Source organism: Candidatus Nitrosocosmicus sp. R, assembly GCF_054408505.1.
Map to the genome: position 1 here is coordinate 277,500 of NZ_CP167090.1, position 17,653 is coordinate 295,152.

General features: G+C 35.3%; 21 protein-coding genes. 14 read left to right on the forward strand and 7 right to left on the reverse strand.

The features are described from left to right. Positions 1-92 precede the first annotated feature (92 nt). Both AAGU22_RS01450 and AAGU22_RS01455 read right to left on the reverse strand, forming a co-directional pair. The gene (locus AAGU22_RS01450; RefSeq protein WP_458719599.1) at positions 93-389 is read right to left on the reverse strand and encodes a hypothetical protein; all 297 of its coding nucleotides are present in this window, start codon (positions 387-389) and stop codon (positions 93-95) included. Between the two features lie 19 nt (positions 390-408). Then, positions 409-714, reverse strand: coding sequence for a hypothetical protein (locus tag AAGU22_RS01455; protein ID WP_458719600.1), 306 nt, complete (start codon positions 712-714; stop codon positions 409-411). 167 nt (positions 715-881) lie between these two features. On the opposite strand from AAGU22_RS01455, the gene AAGU22_RS01460 reads away from it, so the two are divergent. After that, positions 882-1,190: a hypothetical protein gene (locus AAGU22_RS01460; RefSeq protein ID WP_458720476.1), complete on the forward strand. Its 309-nt coding sequence runs from the start codon at positions 882-884 to the stop codon at positions 1,188-1,190. Between the two features lie 13 nt (positions 1,191-1,203). Here the strand turns inward: AAGU22_RS01460 and AAGU22_RS01465 are convergent, their stop codons facing one another. Together AAGU22_RS01465 and AAGU22_RS01470 are read right to left on the reverse strand one after the other, a co-directional pair. Then, positions 1,204-2,442 (reverse strand): cation:proton antiporter domain-containing protein, encoded by a 1,239-nt coding sequence (locus AAGU22_RS01465; RefSeq protein ID WP_458720477.1) that lies wholly within the window; start codon positions 2,440-2,442, stop codon positions 1,204-1,206. A gap of 455 nt (positions 2,443-2,897) precedes the next feature. Further along, a complete protein-coding gene (locus tag AAGU22_RS01470) occupies positions 2,898-3,056 on the reverse strand; it encodes a hypothetical protein (RefSeq protein WP_458720478.1) in 159 nt (52 codons plus the stop codon). Positions 3,057-3,195: 139 nt separating this feature from the next. Between AAGU22_RS01470 and AAGU22_RS01475 the strand changes: the two genes are divergently transcribed. Next, positions 3,196-3,480: a chorismate mutase gene (locus AAGU22_RS01475; RefSeq protein WP_458720479.1), complete on the forward strand. Its 285-nt coding sequence runs from the start codon at positions 3,196-3,198 to the stop codon at positions 3,478-3,480. Positions 3,481-3,800: 320 nt separating this feature from the next. Beyond that, complete coding sequence (locus AAGU22_RS01480; protein WP_458720480.1) at positions 3,801-4,988, forward strand: aminotransferase class I/II-fold pyridoxal phosphate-dependent enzyme; 1,188 nt, start codon at positions 3,801-3,803, stop codon at positions 4,986-4,988. Positions 4,989-5,029: 41 nt separating this feature from the next. Here the strand turns inward: AAGU22_RS01480 and AAGU22_RS01485 are convergent, their stop codons facing one another. Both AAGU22_RS01485 and npdG read right to left on the reverse strand, forming a co-directional pair. Then, entirely contained in the window at positions 5,030-5,293 is a 264-nt protein-coding gene (locus tag AAGU22_RS01485) for a hypothetical protein (RefSeq protein ID WP_458720481.1), read from the reverse strand. A 28-nt stretch (positions 5,294-5,321) separates the two neighbouring features. Next, positions 5,322-5,999, reverse strand: a complete 678-nt coding sequence (npdG, locus tag AAGU22_RS01490; RefSeq protein WP_458720482.1) for an NADPH-dependent F420 reductase — start codon at positions 5,997-5,999, stop codon at positions 5,322-5,324. A gap of 462 nt (positions 6,000-6,461) precedes the next feature. Here npdG and AAGU22_RS01495 point away from each other — a divergent pair, with 462 nt between their 5' ends. The 9 genes from AAGU22_RS01495 (at position 6,462) to AAGU22_RS01535 (ending at position 13,373) form a co-directional block, all read left to right on the forward strand. Next, positions 6,462-7,094, forward strand: coding sequence for a histidine phosphatase family protein (locus AAGU22_RS01495; RefSeq protein ID WP_458720483.1), 633 nt, complete (start codon positions 6,462-6,464; stop codon positions 7,092-7,094). 149 nt (positions 7,095-7,243) lie between these two features. Beyond that, positions 7,244-7,519, forward strand: a complete 276-nt coding sequence (locus AAGU22_RS01500) for a hypothetical protein (protein WP_458720484.1) — start codon at positions 7,244-7,246, stop codon at positions 7,517-7,519. Further along, entirely contained in the window at positions 7,519-8,472 is a 954-nt protein-coding gene (locus tag AAGU22_RS01505) for a cupredoxin domain-containing protein (protein ID WP_458720485.1), read from the forward strand. The genes AAGU22_RS01500 and AAGU22_RS01505 overlap by 1 nt, the downstream gene beginning before the upstream one ends. Positions 8,473-8,665: 193 nt before the next feature. Next, positions 8,666-10,198, forward strand: coding sequence for a cytochrome c oxidase subunit I (locus AAGU22_RS01510; protein ID WP_458720486.1), 1,533 nt, complete (start codon positions 8,666-8,668; stop codon positions 10,196-10,198). Continuing rightward, positions 10,167-10,730, forward strand: coding sequence for a cupredoxin domain-containing protein (locus AAGU22_RS01515; RefSeq protein ID WP_458720487.1), 564 nt, complete (start codon positions 10,167-10,169; stop codon positions 10,728-10,730). Before AAGU22_RS01510 ends, AAGU22_RS01515 begins: the two co-directional genes overlap by 32 nt. Positions 10,731-10,774: 44 nt before the next feature. After that, a complete protein-coding gene (locus tag AAGU22_RS01520; protein WP_458720488.1) occupies positions 10,775-11,287 on the forward strand; it encodes a COX15/CtaA family protein in 513 nt (170 codons plus the stop codon). A gap of 22 nt (positions 11,288-11,309) precedes the next feature. Then, positions 11,310-11,987, forward strand: a complete 678-nt coding sequence (locus tag AAGU22_RS01525) for a hypothetical protein (RefSeq protein ID WP_458720489.1) — start codon at positions 11,310-11,312, stop codon at positions 11,985-11,987. Between the two features lie 382 nt (positions 11,988-12,369). Further along, a complete protein-coding gene (locus AAGU22_RS01530; RefSeq protein WP_458720490.1) occupies positions 12,370-12,540 on the forward strand; it encodes a hypothetical protein in 171 nt (56 codons plus the stop codon). A 608-nt stretch (positions 12,541-13,148) separates the two neighbouring features. Further along, positions 13,149-13,373, forward strand: a complete 225-nt coding sequence (locus tag AAGU22_RS01535; RefSeq protein WP_458720491.1) for a DUF167 domain-containing protein — start codon at positions 13,149-13,151, stop codon at positions 13,371-13,373. A gap of 178 nt (positions 13,374-13,551) precedes the next feature. Here the strand turns inward: AAGU22_RS01535 and AAGU22_RS01540 are convergent, their stop codons facing one another. Next, positions 13,552-14,490, reverse strand: coding sequence for a D-2-hydroxyacid dehydrogenase (locus tag AAGU22_RS01540; protein WP_458720492.1), 939 nt, complete (start codon positions 14,488-14,490; stop codon positions 13,552-13,554). 178 nt (positions 14,491-14,668) lie between these two features. Here AAGU22_RS01540 and sufB point away from each other — a divergent pair, with 178 nt between their 5' ends. After that, on the forward strand, positions 14,669-16,069 hold the full coding sequence (gene sufB, locus AAGU22_RS01545) for a Fe-S cluster assembly protein SufB (RefSeq protein ID WP_458720493.1): 1,401 nt from the start codon (positions 14,669-14,671) through the stop codon (positions 16,067-16,069). Between the two features lie 56 nt (positions 16,070-16,125). Beyond that, on the forward strand, positions 16,126-17,613 hold the full coding sequence (locus AAGU22_RS01550) for a SufB/SufD family protein (RefSeq protein WP_458720494.1): 1,488 nt from the start codon (positions 16,126-16,128) through the stop codon (positions 17,611-17,613). The last annotated feature ends 40 nt before the right edge of the window (positions 17,614-17,653 follow it).

The following is a 17,653-nucleotide window of genomic DNA, read 5'->3' on the forward strand; positions in this document are numbered from 1 at the left end:
TTGATGAGCCTGCAGGATATAGCTTGATTATATGCTACTCGAAGACTGGGAAATAATAAGTATCTGGCATTAGGGAAATAGGCGCTGTTAACTTAGGCGTCTGGCACCTCCTTGTTGTGTATTTTTACAAATAGATTCAACCAGTTTTTGACATGGTCTAGTTTACACTTCTCTTTACTACATGGAAAGTAATCGTCAAATCCTTCAGTTCGATCCTTGATGTACTGCATAGTTCTTTCAATCAGACTTTTCTCAAACGAAGAATTGATATGGTGTTTTAGTTTTAGGAATCTACAAGCCATTGGGTACCAGGTTCCACCGTCTGTTGATACGACATGTTTTCCGTGAATCTTGATCAGACCTGAAATAAATCTCTCTGCGATAAGCATGTTCCTCTCCTTGGATTTATTAGCTAAGAAAGAGTGCGAGAATTTGCCTATTTTCTGGTTCGATTGCTGCCCATAACCAGGAGTATTCTGAGCCGACTTTTATTAATGTCTCATCAATGAGGTATTCTGATATTTTTGTTCTTCTTGTTGAAACCTTTCGAGGTTTATACCTTTGAATCCAATTCCAAATTGCAACGTGACTTCTATTGATAATATGTAAAAAGGACAATGCCTTGGCAGTATTTCTAAGCGATAAGCCAAGAAAGTACAAATACAGACCATAGTAAATATGCTCTGAAGATGTTTTATTTCTTTTACTTAACATAACAGAAATAGAGCGTCTTTAAGCTAAAGATTTATCGTTAAGTTAACAGGGCCGGGAAATAGGCAGTCTTATTTAAATAAAAGTAATTACATTTTATGTAGAAAAACATAGATACCTTTAATACCTTTTCTGATTAAGATTGGTTGGAAAGGAAAGATAAAACAAGATTGTCTGGAAAGTCCCAACTAATTGATAACGATCATACCATGTCTACACTTGACTTTGGCACCATGGAGTTTATGAAATGGCTAATGGAGGTAGAAACAGGTTCAAAAGAATGTCTAATAATAGTGAAAGATTTTTTCGAAAACAAATATGTGATTTTGTTTGATAAGAATATTTCTAGTTCGGTTATAGTTTGTTACAGAGAAAGCATGCCTTGGTGTATTACTTGTGATACTGATGACTGTGGCCATGTAGGATTCGCAATATGCCTTAAACAGCACTATGATAGAAACGATCAAATTATTTGCTGATTAAGTTGTATATTTAAGGAGCATCTTTTTTGATTCCCGTGTCCGATGATGGCGATTCATTACCATTGTCTCGATCTTTTCTATATCTCTCAGTAAATTTCCACCCGTATTTAATAACATAGGGTGAAATGAACGTGGTGATTATCGTCATAGTTCCTATCATTGGTAATATGAAGGAACTTGCAGCGCCAACATCTATTCCACCTTTTGCTACTACTAATGCGATTTCTCCTCCTGATGAAGACAATCCTACAGCAGTACGGGTTGAAGATAGCTTACTCACGCCTTGTATTCTAGAGGAAAGGTAGACTGTTAAGAATTTTGCACCTATTGAAACCCCTATTAGGATTAGTGCTGGGATTATAAACATTGGAATAAGTTTAAAGTCCATCAACGCTCCAACAGAGACAAAAAATAATGCAGCAAAAATGTCTTTAACGGGTGTAGCTAAAACACTAGTTACAGCATGCGACCTTGATTCTGCAATCAGTACGCCTGCAAAGAATGCTCCAGCTGCTACTGATATTCCCAACTGAAAAGATATGAACGCAAATCCAAAAGCAACGCCGACGGCTGCGACGATTAATACATCATGTTGATTGGTCCTTGCAACAACATCAATTAATTTTGGAACTATTTTTGATCCTACTATAAGTACTCCTGCAATAAATCCAATAGTGATTGCTATTGATGTCATGACTTCATTGACAGAAATATCTCCACTCACTCCAGCAGATTGGAATATAGCTAACAAAGAGATAATGAGAATATCCTCTATGATGGCGGTGCCTAGTATCAAAGTGGCGGCTTCATCTTTCATCATGTTAAGTTCTCCTAAAACCCTCATCACGATGACTGTACTTGTTACTGATATCGCTAATGCTATGAACAAACTATCATAGAATCCGAGTCCCAGTGCCTGTGCGGTAAAGAATCCTATAGCTAATGTTCCGAAGGCTTCGCTGGTAGCGATGATAATGGCTTTTCTGCCTATTCTTCTTAGTTTTCGTATGGGGAATTCCATGCCCACTGTAAAGAGTAACAAAATTACACCCATTTCAGCAAATAAATTAAGGACATCTGAATTATGGATAAGACTAAAAGGTGGAGTATAAGGACCGATGATAATACCTGCAACAATAAAACCAATAACTACAGGTTGTTTTAGTCTGTAAAAAATCAAAGTCATTACAGAGGCAATTATCATTATAACTGCAAAATCTTGTAAAATTTGTTCAATCGGTATTTCCACAACAGAATTTGTGGTTTACGTTATTTAAATAATCACGCTAGGTCCATATTTGGCCAATTTAATTATTTTAGTTTTTCAATGTATTACTACATTTTTACCAAACAGTTGATTTCATCTTCTTGTCTTTTTCAAATCAAGAAAATCTTAAACTGGGTAGTTATCCCCTCCTAGAACCATGTCAAAATGTAAAAAATACCTTGCACCTATGGCATGGCATACTGAATTAATACGAAAAGATACTATATGGATCCTTTAATCGTAGATTAACAACAGCATTGTAGCTCATCCTCTTCCTCTTCTCATGTTTGACCAATTTTTTAACTTTTGACTCTACCATTAATTTCTAAAACTTTCCTAAGAGAAAAAATTGAATTTATGATGCAACCATTTTTTTGCTATGAAACCAGTATCACTAAACGAAATTGTTTGGGTCTTAATAACTTGATAGTTATTTCCTATTCCAGATTGGCCGCCAAATTATACAATCTCTTATCTATAAAATCCTTGGTTATCATTGTGGGTGATTCTATCTTTAAATCCCGTGGTAGAATTTTGTTTATCTTAATAAATAATTTAATTTTATCGTTTGTATTTTCCTCGTAAATACATTTCATGATCATACGTTTAACCGTATTTACATTAATCATATTATACTAATGATAACAATGTTTATATTCATATCTATTACCTTGGATTTAGATATCCATTTTAATTCTTTAAATTTAGTTCTGCTTATAAATAATCAAATTGGATGTGGTTGATTGTTCTTCTTTAGATGAAATTAGGAAAAATATTGATTCAATAGACATGGAAATAGTTTCATTATTAGTCAGACGAGGTAAATATGTACAGCAAGCCGCGAGATTCAAGAGTGATTATCGCAACATAGAGGACAAAAAAAGGGTGGATGACATTATTGATAAAGTTACAAACTATTCACGAGAATTGGATTTTGATCCTACTGTGATAGAAAAAATATACTCTTTTCTGATTGAGGTTTATATTCAATTTGAAAAGAAAAAGTTTCTGAATCCTTAGCAGTCATCCATTCTATTCTTTGACGTAAATCTTGTCCATTCCGTTCAACTTCATATGTCAGAGAATTTTCCTTAATGCTTCAAAAGGTGCTTTCATACATTAAAATTACTGTTATCCTTTTGCTAAATTTTCTTTGCCAAGTGAAGAAAACAATGCATTAATTATGATGATTACCTATTTGGATGCCTGATTAAATCTGGCCTACTCTGACCCTTCATTTAACTATACTAATCAGAAAACTGAATTATGAAACTTATAATTAATTTTAATAAAATACAAATATTAATTCAGTCAAAGATAATATTGGAACTAGATCGTTTATGAAAGTATCAGATAGGATTAGTCGAGTTGAATATGCAATTCGAGATGTTATGTTACATGCTAGAGAATATCAAAAAACTGGAAAAGAAATTATGTATTTAAACATAGGTGATCCTGTGGCTTTTGATTTTAAGACTCCTTTGCATATTAAGAATGCCCTAGTAGATGCACTTGCTAGTGATAATGACTATTATACTGATTCTGAGGGGTGGAATGAACTTAGACGATCTATAGTGGGGAAGGAAAAAGGGAAAAAAGGTCTGGATTTGACCCCTGAGGATGTTTTGGTTACAAATGGAGTATCTGAGGGATTGGATATGGTTATGGGTTCCATTGTTGAAGATGGCGACCAGGTTTTGTTGCCTGGGCCTTATTACCCTCCATATTCTTCTTATGCAAAATTTTATGGTGGCAGCATAACTGAGTTTGAGATACATGAGGACGGTACACCTAATCTGGATGATATAAAAAATAAAATTTCATCAAGATCAAAAGCTATCTGTATCATAAATCCTAATAACCCTACTGGTGAGGTTTTCAGCCATAAAAGTCTAAAATCCTTAATAGATATAGCTGCCGAAAATAACTTGTATATCATTTGTGATGAAATTTACGATGAAATTGTTTTTGATGAAGAATTTAGGGGGATTGGGAGTGTTTCAAGAGACGCCCCAGTTATACTACTCAATGGATTTTCCAAAACTTATTTGATGACTGGATTACGATGTGGATATGTATGCATGAATAACAATTCCAGACAACTCGATCCATTAAGGCAAAATATTTTTAAACTTGCACGTGTTAGAATCGCATCCAACTTTCCAGTTCAAATTGCTGCAAATGCCGCTTTACACGGGTCACAGGAACATTTGCCCATTATGGTACAAAAATTAAAGAAAAGGAGAGATTTGGTATACAAAAGACTTAATGAGATCGACGATTTAGAATGCACCAAACCAAAAGGTGCCTTCTATATGTTCCCGAAAATAGAATTGAACAATAGATGGAAAAATGATTTAGAATTTGTAATTGATTTGCTAAATTCCACTGGCGTTTTAACAGTCCATGGGTCGGGATTTGGAAGCTCAGGAACTGGCCATTTTAGAATTGTATATCTACCACAAGAGGAAATATTGGAAAAATCTATGGATAAAATACAAACATTTATCACAAAAAAACCGGTATGATGTAGTTGTCGTTTGTGCCGTTAATGAATTTGTATTTCAATTCATAGAAATTTATCCTGTCTCTTTCTCCTCCCAAAGTAAACAAGGACTAGACCTATAGCGTACATTGCTACCGTAAATTTTTCATTAGTTATTTCAGAATTGAAAAAATTATCAACAAAAAATTCTGGTCCTAATTCTGTTGATATGAGAATAAGATTTCTTATTAATATGATGGTTGCCATTACTATGAACAGTATCCCAAGCGGAAACATCCATTCTTTACGTCTATCTCTTATTCTCTTATCTATCTTATCAAAGTCCATTTTATGCTCTATTATGAAAAATTAATGTTTATACCAGCTTTATCCCTGGATGTTTTATCTTATTCTGCTTCGAAGCATTAAGTAACATTGGAGTCATGACTTCTGCTTGATAAGATAACGAAAGTGGGCCCAAATAAATAGACCTAAGACCATTTATTTCTGACACTAGATCCGAGACCTTTGCTAGGGATTCTTTGTTATCCGTGCAAATAAAAGTGTCGGCATCAAGTGTGGCTTCTATATCTTTAAGTTTTATTTCAGAGATTGTATGAAAAGCTGAAACTATTTTATTACATTTTGGTAAATTTTCGGCAACCAAAGTCCCAGCCGATTTTTTTCCTTCTTGAAAGGGAATGTAATAAAATCCATCCTGATTCCTACCCATAGGAACTATCGGTGATACTACGATACAATTGTCATCAATAATGTTTGCTATTTCCATACATGTACTTTGGATATTTTCATAAGGAATGGAAAGTATTAGTATGTCGCTCTCTTTTGCTACGGAGAGGTTATCGCTGCCTCTGATAGTTCCTTTGATTTTATCAACATGTTTGCTATTTTTTATATTTTTCATATGATTTTCCGAAATAGTTTGAGCTTTTTGTTTATCTCGTGAGCCCAGTATGATTTCATGGTTAGCACACCATCTTAAGGCAAATCCTTCGCCCATACCACCAGTTCCTCCAATGATTCCAACTTTCATATTAATGTGTTAGATATCAAGTTCTAATATATTAAAGCACGTTTGGAGAAGATATCGATGGGTTCGATCTCTGGGATTAATCATATACTATATTTAGATGTCTTTTTCTTAGAATGTGGAAGAAATTTAGTCTGTGAAAAAACCCAGAGTCGAGCATCTTGTATCTGATTCTAGCATTATTTGTCTATATTTATCCATCCTCTATTCGATCATCTTGTTATTAGATTAATATACATTCAATCATTCTATTATTATATCAATTTGAATTCTAAATTGACCGATTTGTATATTTAACTTTCCTTAACACGAAATCCTATATCTCGTCCTTTGATATGTGTCATTAAAGAATATATCCGAAGAATCTTCTAAAGAAATGATTACTCACGTCACACAATTACAATTGTTGAATTATTTATGAATAGTTTAATATTGAAATAATTTTTAATATATTTTAAGTAAATTATGTCACTTATTATTTTCATGAGGCATGGTCAAGCCTATAACAATGTCAAAAGACTGTTAGTTGGAAGAAACCTTGAATCTCATTTGACCGAATTAGGTCGAAAACAGGTAAAACAAAGCAGCGAATTATTAAAGACAATTCCAATTCACAAAATTTATTCTAGTCCCGTAATCAGGACTAGAGAAACTGCAGAAATTGCATCAGATGCACTAGGACTGGATTACGAATTAGATGAACGATTATTTGAAATCGAACTGGGAAAATTAGTTGGGCTTTATTATGATGATGTTTTATCCACTCATGGTGATTTGTTTGCAAAATTTTATTCAGATAACGATGACGAAAATTCATTACTCGAATTTGAAGTGGAATCCTTTGGTTCTGTAAGGGAAAGGATTCGAAATTTATTACAGGAATTCGTCGAAAAGCATGTAAAAGAAAATATACTCTTGATTTCTCATCTGGATCCAATCAAAGCTGCGATTTCACTTGCTATGAATATAAAGCCTTCATCTGTATATAGCGTTCAAGTCCCTAATGCCTCTATTAATGTATTAAAGAATTATCAAAATAATCTAACATTGTGTGGTCTTAATATCTTAAATATGGAACGGTTTCTCACTGAATTTTGATACTTTTATTTAAGGTTAATTGATTTTATTTTCATTTTATTTTCTCTTGCCATTTTTTTGATCGTGTGATTGACATTTATCAAATTGATATAGCAAAAACCTTAAATGGCAGAAAGATTCACCAATCCAAAGAGAGTGGAGATTAAGGTATGGCTTTTTCCTCTGTTAACAAGATATTGTTGATTTTCATATTTAGTTCTATGGCTGTAATAGGTATACAAAGTATACTGCAAATAGTACATGCTGCTGAGGGTGGTGAGACTGTGATCCGTAGAGTTGAAATCTGGGGTCTATTTTATAGAATGATGGTTGCAGCTTTTATTGTTGGGGCTGTAGTTCAGGGTTTGAATGTTTATATTTCTTGGAGGTTTAGGGAGTCTAATCCCCGTTTCAAGAATATCGATAAAGCTGGAGGTAAAATTTAGTGGGGCACAGTACTCCGGAATGGGTGTATATAGGCGCCGTCACTGCGATCCTTATTTGGGTGGGGGCGGAATCTTGGAATATTGAACATACCTTGGAGTATGCTCCGCCTAACTCAGAAACAGTACGAGTAGTAGGTCAGCAATGGTTTTGGTCGTTTGAACATGCTGATGGCACTCAAGAAATAAACGAACTTCACGTAAAGGAGGGGATACCCTACAGGTTCGAGATAGTTTCAAATGATGTCGTTCATAGTTTTAGCGTCCCTGATTTTGCTATGCTCATGGATGCTGTTCCGGGGAGAGTTAATACAATGTGGAATGTATTCGACGAAACAGGCGAATACCTGATTGAATGTAGGGAATATTGTGGTATGCTTCATCAAGATATGAGGGCAAGATTATTTGTTGAACCCAATACTGAAAATGCTACTGCTATTACAAGTGAATCGGAACCGACAATATCTCAAGGCACTGGAACTGCTACTGTAATTGCACCAGGTGGAGGCGAAGTAGGGACTACTGGAAGTGGAACAATGAGAGTAGTTGAACCAGGCAATATGACCCAAACAGCTGCAAACGATTCTACGGCTGCCACTAATGCAACAAGTAGCAACGGCACTTCCTCCGAAAATGCTTCCTCAACAGCTGCAGCCTCTGGTCCAGCATTGTCTATCCCTGCAGGTGCTGCAACTGCCGGAAATCCATCTTATGCTCCAGACATACTAACAGTTAAGAAAGGAGATGTAATTACCGTAACCAATGATGATACTGCACCGCATACTGTAACCAATGGAGCTAGTCCTGGCGATGCTGATGCTGGAAAATTGTTTGATACCAGCATTATGATGCCTGCAGCAACAGCCCAAATAGATACCGCCACCTTAGAAGCAGGAGATCATCCATTCCATTGTACTGTGCATCCCTTTATGACCGGAACACTCACGGTACAATAAATATTTTTTATCTTGTAGCTTTTTTAAGAACAATTAGATATAGATCTTACAATAAAAATGATAATTATTTTAGATATTTCTGGTTATTGAGACTTTTTTATATATTTTAGAATATTTTGTAACAAAGGGGGATCCAAATGCTTTTATAGACTCGTTCCAATTTTATTGGATATAGGGGTGTTATTGTAAGAAAATGGTTCTAGAATTAAAAAAACCTCGACCCATATGGGAGATCATATTTTCTACCCATCATACTGATATCGGGTTATTGTATATTATAGCCTCAATGACGGCACTATTTGCTGGAGGGGCTCTAGCTATGGCGATCAGGGCCGAATTATTTTTGCCTGGTATACAAATATTCTCTGGCCAAGCAGATTTTTCAAGATTTTTCACGGTCCATGGAACAACTTTATTGTTTTTATGGCTGATCCCATTTGCTTCTGGGGTTGGTAATTATCTAATTCCAATTATGGTTAGATACAAAGATATGGCATGGCCAAAACTTAATGCTGTTGCATTTTGGATGATTCCACCGTGTATGTTCTTGGTTTGGGGAGGATTTTCCGATACTACTTGGAATGCTTATCCACCATATTCTATATTAAAAGCTCCAGGTCCAGCAGCGGATATGTGGATAGTTGGGTTAAAGTTGCTGGGATTGTCTTCTGTACTAGGTGCTATTAATTTCACTGTTACTATATTAAAAATGAAGCATCCCGACCTACCGCTGATGAAGATGTCATTGTTTAGTTGGGCAACCTTGGCGACTTCACTAATGATTATTGTAGCAATTCCTACATTTGCGGCATCACTGGTAATGCTCTATACAGACAGGTTGGGAGTAACTGGATTCTTTAATCCTGAAATGGGTGGAGATCCTATAGCGTACCAACATTTGTTCTGGTTCACATTCCATCCGGAAGTCTACATATTTGTGCTTCCTGCGATTGGTATGATGTATGAGGTAATTCCTACCTTCTCAAGGAAACCTCTATTTAGCTACTATTCTGGTGTTGTGGCGCTAATAGTTATATCGATTATAGGTTTTGGTTCATGGGCGCACCACATGTTCGCAGTCGGTATGAGTTTTACCGAAAAGACTGTTTTCATGGTGGGGACTTTGGCTGCAGTACCATCATCAGCTATGCACGTCTTTAACTTCTTGGCTACTATGTGGGGCGGGAGAATTAAATTTGCCGCGCCTATGCTGTTTTCAGTAGGAGCCATATTGCTATTCTTCTCTGCGGGAGCTGGAGGTGTAGTAAATACCGCAATGCCGCTAGACTTTTTGACTCACGATAGCTATTGGGTTGTCGGGCATTTCCACTTGTTCGTAATGGGAACCATATCGTTGGCGTTCACTGGTTTCATCTACTATCTGTTCCCGTTGATAACAGGTAGAATGTATGATACTAGATTGGCGAAAATACATTTCGTAATGACGTTTGTCGGAATTGCTGTAATATTTGGTATACAACATATTCTAGGATTATATGGATTGCCTAGAAGAGTTGTTGACTACCTGCCAATACCTGAGCTAATTATTATGAACCAAATAGCTAGTTTCGGAGGTTGGGCAATAGGCGCATCTTATGCCCTGTTCTTGTACAACATGATAAAGTCCGCAATGTTTGGCAAACCCGCTAATCCAAAGGATCCATTCGAGTTAGGTACCGGAGTTGAATACTACTATGACTACGCACGACGAGAACCACATCACTAGAACTACGCCAAAGCGTTTTATGAAGGGGTTGATAATAATTGTCATCCCCCTCATTTTTCTGGGGTTTATTACTATTGTGTATTGGAATGAAACTGCTAGCATTCCTCCACCTGTCTCTGCTCCACCACCTGCTCCACCACCTGCCCCCGTTAACGCTCCAGGAGCCGCGTCTGAAACAACAAGTAGCGGTGCTACCACTACAACCGCGCCAAATGCTGCTGCACCCGCTTCAGCAGGTCCTTCAATCTCAATTCCAGCAGGCGCTGCAACTCCTGGAAATCCGGCTTACGCTCCAGACACTCTGACAGTTAAAAGAGGCGATGTGATCACAGTAACAAACGACGATACTGCGCCGCACACTGCAACAAGTGGCTCGGGACCTGAGGATCCCAACTCTGCACAACTATTTGATACAAGTATTATCATGGCCGGTGACACAGCACAAATAAACACAGATAGTTTGGAACCAGCGGACTATAACTATCATTGTACTGTACATCCCTTTATGAAGGGAACAATTACAGTACAATAATTTTTTTTAATGTCAAAATATTAGATAGACTAAAAAATAATGCCATGAATTACGATAAGTTTCTTCAGGTTTTTTCAATTGGTACCTTATGCGTATTGTTTGGATTAATGACCCTGGGTGGATATGTTAGTTCTACAGGTGTAGGCTTATCTTGTCCACAGTGGCCCTTATGTCCACAGGGATTGATCCCTTCATATGAGTTTTTGATAGAATATATCCATAGAACGACTGCTGCAACTACTGGACTCTTGGTGTTTTTAACCATGATTTTTGTCCTTAGGGGAAAACATTCGCTCAAATCCACCAAGATGTTTTCAATCATAGCAGCAGCTGCCGTTGTGGGCCAAATAACATTGGGGGCAATTGTTATCAATGAAAAATTACATGCAGATTTAGTAACTGCCCACTTGGGTTTGGGCTTGGTCTTGTATAGTAGTATGATATATGTTGTGATAAACATATTCTATACAAATCTCAATCTAAAATCCGCACTGAATCCGTCTAAGCAGTCTAGACGTGATAATAGTAATACTCCTCAAGTAAGTTCACCGACTTAGCAATAGATAAATAGTAACTGTGATGCCGTCGTTTTCTATAAAAAACTTGAACAAAGAAAAAAAAACCATTTCGGTCCAAGACCTCAAACCATTTTTTATAATGGTTTTTTTGGCATTTTCTATATATTCCTCGATTCCAATTCCCTTTTTTGCTGCAAATGCTCATATCGATCGTTTTGCTTCATATAATAGCTCTGGAATGGGAATAGGCGACAAATATTATGTAATACAACAGTTGGAACCTGAATATGTAAAACCAAATGAACCATCAAAAGTTATGTTTAGTATTCAAGACAAACACGGTAAGGACGTTCACGATGTTACAATCATGGTTGAAATATATTCTATAAATGGAGAACGTGTGTTAGTGTTCCCTTGGACTACACTTGAAACTGGAGATTTTGATATCCCATTTGTATTTACAAAAAATGGTAATTATCAAATTGTATTGAGTATACTAAATGAAGACGTGGCAAATAGCAAAATACTTGATACAGTTCCTCCACCACGAACTATCCTGAATAATAGTGTAAACTGTAATTGTGAAAGAGCTGTATTTAATGTATCTATAACCGAGACTTTTGGACTGATTTCTGCTCTTACCATATATGGTGCAATTTTTGGGGTTATCATTGTGTTGGGAATCGTATTAATCTGGATATTTGTCAGTAGAAGAAAGAACAAATCCAAGACTGTCTAACGATGAATTCATAAAATGATTGGTGCTTTTTTGGATATGAGTGCAAGAACAATTTTGCAGTATATCATATTCATGCGGCGTTGGAGGGGGAGGAGAGAATGAGAGGGAGTACAATATGTTCCCCACTTTTGCACATGGTATTCAAATCTTTAGGGAATTAACTGTATCTTTTATTCTTTTCTGACGATAAATTGATTATTAAACAACGGATTAATCTTCAAAAGGATATTAAAAAGAAAATTACTAATTATGAACCAATCTTCATAGATGGATTTCTTTTTCTCATCTGTTTGCATTTATGCACTGTTACTCTTCCATTAACTTTGTCTCCCGATCCATTATCCTGAAAATGTAAATTTGGATTGGAGTTATAGCTAAATCATTGGAAGTAATAAAATTAGTTAGCAAGGTCTATTTGATGCGAGTGAAAAGAAAAAATCTAGGAAGAGTATCAAGAAATTCACCTAAAATACAAGGTGATGTAACTTTCATTTCAAATCGTCTAGAATTTGTATACCTCTTTTTAATTTATGGTGGCGATATCAGAAAATAGTGGTAAATTATATTTGTTATGGAATTAATATATATAATTTAATATTAATCATCATTTCGTTTTAGTTGTATTTATATTGATGTTTCCTTTTTTACTGACTATGAATAAATTAAAGAAAATCTCTTTAATTTTTATATCAAGTACTTTTGTTATAGCGTTATTGGCATTAGTAACTCTAAATGTCTTATTTATAGTGAGTGGAGTTGCTAGTTTTGTGATGGCTTTATATTATCTTTACATACAGAGGGCTAGACAATCATTTAAGAAAGATTTTTTGGATGCAATGAAATAACCTTTCAATTCTCTCCCCTATTGTTGGTATCTTTATTGATGTTGTTTGTCTGTTTACAACTAGAAACAAAGTAATCTACTTTATTTTTTTCAGATTCGAGTTTTAGCTGTGGACATGACATCGTCTATTGTATTAACAGTCATCTCATAGTCATCTGGAGTGTAAGACCATTTGACCTTTAAACAATAAAAATTATCTTATTTACTTGTTGACCCCTTACCCTGATCAAATTATCTATTCTCTATTTATCTCAGAAGGTCCATAACCTTAAAGGAAATATACATTCATTGTTATAACAAATGTGCAGGAAAGTGATTTGTCTCGTACATATGTTGTTGAAGTTAAGTTTGATCCCAGTGGTCAATTCGTGGTCAATGAGGCAACAATGGAGATCAGAGTTTCATTACGATGTGTCCCCGTTAAAGGGAAGGCGAACAGGGAACTAATAAATACCATTTCAAAACATTTTGACATAAAACCTTCAAATATTAAGATAATTCATGGATTATATTGTAAAACTAAAGTGATTCAGATCGTCTGATTTTTATACTCTTGTACTAATGTTGTTTGATTTGGTATGTAATGGGAGATCAAACTATATTTTGTGACTGTATTTGTTAAATAAAGCTCGTTAGTAGAATAACTACATATCCATCTATAATACAACTGTTCTCAAACAAATAGCATTTGTCAGTGTATATAGAGAGTATTATAGTTTGTTACTCAATTTGTCTTTCCAATAATCTTTGGATTATTTTTTCACCTATTACTGCTGATGCTAATTCTTGTCCTTCTTTGGTTTGAGCTGCAATATGTGGAGTGCACACTATATTATTGAGTTCTAGTAACTCCTTGTTTGTAGGAGGTTCAACTTCATAAACGTCTAGAGCTGCTCCGCCTATTCTTCTATTTTTTAAACAGTCTACAAGTGCCTCTTCATCTATGACTTCCCCTCTTGAAGTGTTGATCAAGAATGCACTATTTTTCATTCTTGACAATATTTCTTTGTTAATGAGGTGCTTTGTTAGATCAGTATATGGAACATGACAAGTTATAAAATCCGAACTTTCCACCAACGTTTTAAGATCTGCTGTAATAAGTGAAACTTCTTGAACAAAGCTCTTATCAATGGGAACAACATCATATCCTATCAGGTTCATTCTTAATCCCCTTGCTAATCTGGCCACATTTCTTCCGATCTTGCCTAATCCAATGATTCCTAAATATTTACCTTTTAATTCCACTCCAATTAGATCTTTCTTAATCCATTTACCATTCTTAGTAGCATTATTGGCAGCGGGTATATTCCTGCTTAATGAGAACATAAGGCCTAATACCAACTCAGAAACTGCATTTACTGAAGCTTCCCCTGCGTTAATTACCTCGATATTGTTATTTTGAGCTTCACTTGTGTCTATGTTGTCCAGACCTACTCCTACTCTTGCTATTATTTTTGCCCTCTTTGCATTTTGTATTACTTCCTTTGTTATCTTAGTCCTACTACGTACAACGATTACATCATAGTCTTTCACTTTGGATATTAATTCCTGATTTGCTATCTCAGGTAAATAATCAACAGTGAGTCCAGCCTTTTTTAAAATCTCAATTCCCTTTTCGTCAATGGAATCACATACTATTACACTGCCATCAATTTGCATATTTGAAAACTTTTTTATGGGAATATATTGATTACTTTTTTAATTTAAGGAAAATGTTTCCAACGTTAGGTAGACCTAACTGATTCGACAGAACCATCAACATACTTATGTTTTTCTTTGGTCAATAGTTGTATTAATAATAAAAATACTTATAATACATAACGCCGTTATTAACAGCATGACCGCAAAAGAACTAGATATGGATTACAGTAAATATGATTTTAAAGATTCAACCCAACTTTATGTATATTTAAGTAAAAAGGGCCTTTCTAGAGGTACAGTAGAAGAAATAAGCAAAATGAAAGGGGAGCCTGATTGGATGCGTGATTTTAGATTAAGGTCATATGATGTTTTTATGAGTAAACCCATGCCAAACTGGGGGGGAGACTTGTCTCACATAGATTTTCAGAATATTTATTATTACGCTAAAGCTGCTGAAAAACAAAGTAAAAATTGGGAAGATGTTCCAGAATCAGTTAGAAATACCTTTGAAAAGTTAGGTATACCGGAAGCAGAGAGAAAATTCTTAGCTGGTGTAGGGGCACAATATGAATCAGAAACAGTTTATCATCATTTGCGTGAAGATCTTGAGCAACAGGGTGTGATATTCCTAGATACTGATACAGCAGTTAAAAAATTTCCTGATTTATTAAGAAAGCATTTTGGAAAAGTTATTCCACCAGAAGATAATAAATTTGCAGCACTAAATAGTGCAGTATGGTCAGGTGGTTCATTTATTTATATTCCTCCAAATGTAAAAGTAGATTTACCATTACAAGCATATTTCAGAATTAATGCCGAAAATATTGGACAATTTGAAAGAACTTTGATTATTGCTGATGAGGGTGCCGATGTTCATTATATTGAAGGATGTACTGCTCCTGTCTATTCTACCGAGTCTTTACATTCTGCTGTAGTCGAATTGATTGCAAAAAGAGGAGCACGAATTAGATATACTACTATTCAAAATTGGAGCAAGGATGTATACAACTTGGTTACAAAGAGAGCATACGCTTATGAAAATGCATCTGTTGAGTGGATAGATGGTAATCTAGGCAGCAAACTCACGATGAAGTATCCTGGGGTTTACATGTTAGGTAAGAATGCTCATGCTGAAATAGTGTCTGTGGCTTTTGCAGGAAAGGGTCAACACCAAGATGCTGGTGCAAAAGTGGTCCATCTTGCACCCAATACCACTTCTCGAATTACGAGTAAATCTGTGAGTAAGGATACCGGAAGAACCACTTATAGAGGATTATTGCATGTGGCAAAAGGAGCACATGGAGTAAAATCAAATGTTCGATGTGATGCATTATTACTTGATGAATTTTCAAGGACTGATACATATCCGTATGTTGAAGTTAATGAAGATGATGCAACCATTACTCATGAGGCAACCGTGGGAAAAATAGGTGATGAGCAAATATTTTATTTAATGAGTAGAGGCTATTCCGAATCTGATGCCTTGAGTATGATTATAGGTGGATTTATGGAACCATTTACCAAAGAACTCCCAATGGAATATGCTGTAGAACTAAATAGAATGGTAAAAATGGAGATGGAAGGTTCAGTAGGTTAATGGTAAGTTTAGCTTCATCTTTAGTCATTTTATTTTTTCATAAAGATTGATTCATAATGATTCCATTATCATTGCTTTCAGAAAATAATTTACATGAAATACTGTCCACTAATGAAAGTGAACCCAATTGGATGATGTCTTCTAGAAAGGAGATTTTATCCAAATTTTCTGGCTTGCCTAATGAAGTTTCACCTTTATATTCTAAATACTCTGGATTAACTCTTTTAGAACCAAACAAAGTTTATTTTTCTAACGAGACCACGAATTCTATTTCAAAAGACCTTAAAATGCGACTACAGGAAATAAAGTCTTCTCCAAGCATACTTTTAATAGGTTCCTCTGTTGCACATATTTTTGTTCCAGAGGAATTATCTAAAAAAGGTTTAATTATTTCGACAATTCAAGATGCCATAAAGAACAATTCAGAACTAGTGAAAAAGTACTTTCTAGATAAAACCAACAATTATGCAGATGATCGTTTTCTCGCATTAAGTTCTTCTGCCTTTCAGTCTGGTTTCTTTATTTACATCCCAAGAAATTTGATGATTGAGGGGCCGATTAGGATTGTATATTCTCTAAAAGACGATCGTACATCATCAATTTGTAGAAATATCGTTATTGCTGATGAAGGCTCCAAAGGAACAATAGTACAGGAATTGTACTCATCATTTCCTACATTTGCTTCATCATATTCATCGTCAAACCATAAAATATCAAATACAAAAAATGAAACTCAAGAAAATGATTCAAAAGATAAACGACAAGAATGCTATTTTGAGGTTCTTGAATGTATTGTCAAACCCGCTGCGGAACTTGAGTTCATTACTTTGCAAGCTATGAATTCTGAAACTGTTTGTGTTGCTAATAGAAAGGCCTATGTCGAAAAAGACGCTAAGATGTCCTGGTATTCTGGAATGTTTGGTGCACGCCTTTGTCGATTCAAGACCGATAGCGTTATGAAAGGCTCAGGCGCACGAGCTGAAGATGTAGAAATAGTTTTTGGTACAAATAATCAATCATTTGACATTTCATCTAATCTTGATCATATTGGGTTCAGTAGTAGGGGTAAAGTGCTAGTTAAATCAATTGTAAAAGATGCTGCCAAGTCCTTATTTAAAGGAATGATAAAAATCCGAAAGGATGCACAGGCTTCAGAATCTTATTTGGCCGGGCATGCAATTTTATTAAATAAAGGTGCCCAGGCAGATGCTATTCCCGGATTGGAGATTGAGACCAATGAAGTTAAAGCTACACATTCTGCGTCAGTATCTCAGATTGATGAAGAACAAATATTCTACTTGATGTGTAAGGGTTTGGATAGAGAAAGTGCTAAGCGGGAGATAATAAATGGGTTTGTGGAACCTTTATCTCGAAAAATGGGCCCATTTATTCGTGCTTGGATAAGTTATCTGTTTGAGAACAAGTGGACTGGAAAACCTCTAATGTTAAAGGGTGATGAGGTTATGGAACAGATTCTTGAAGTAGAAAAATCACGATATAAAGAAACTGCAGATATATTTGAGAAACATTACAAATACAGGTAAAGAAAAAATTTGAAAGATGAAACTTTACATCATTACCTTT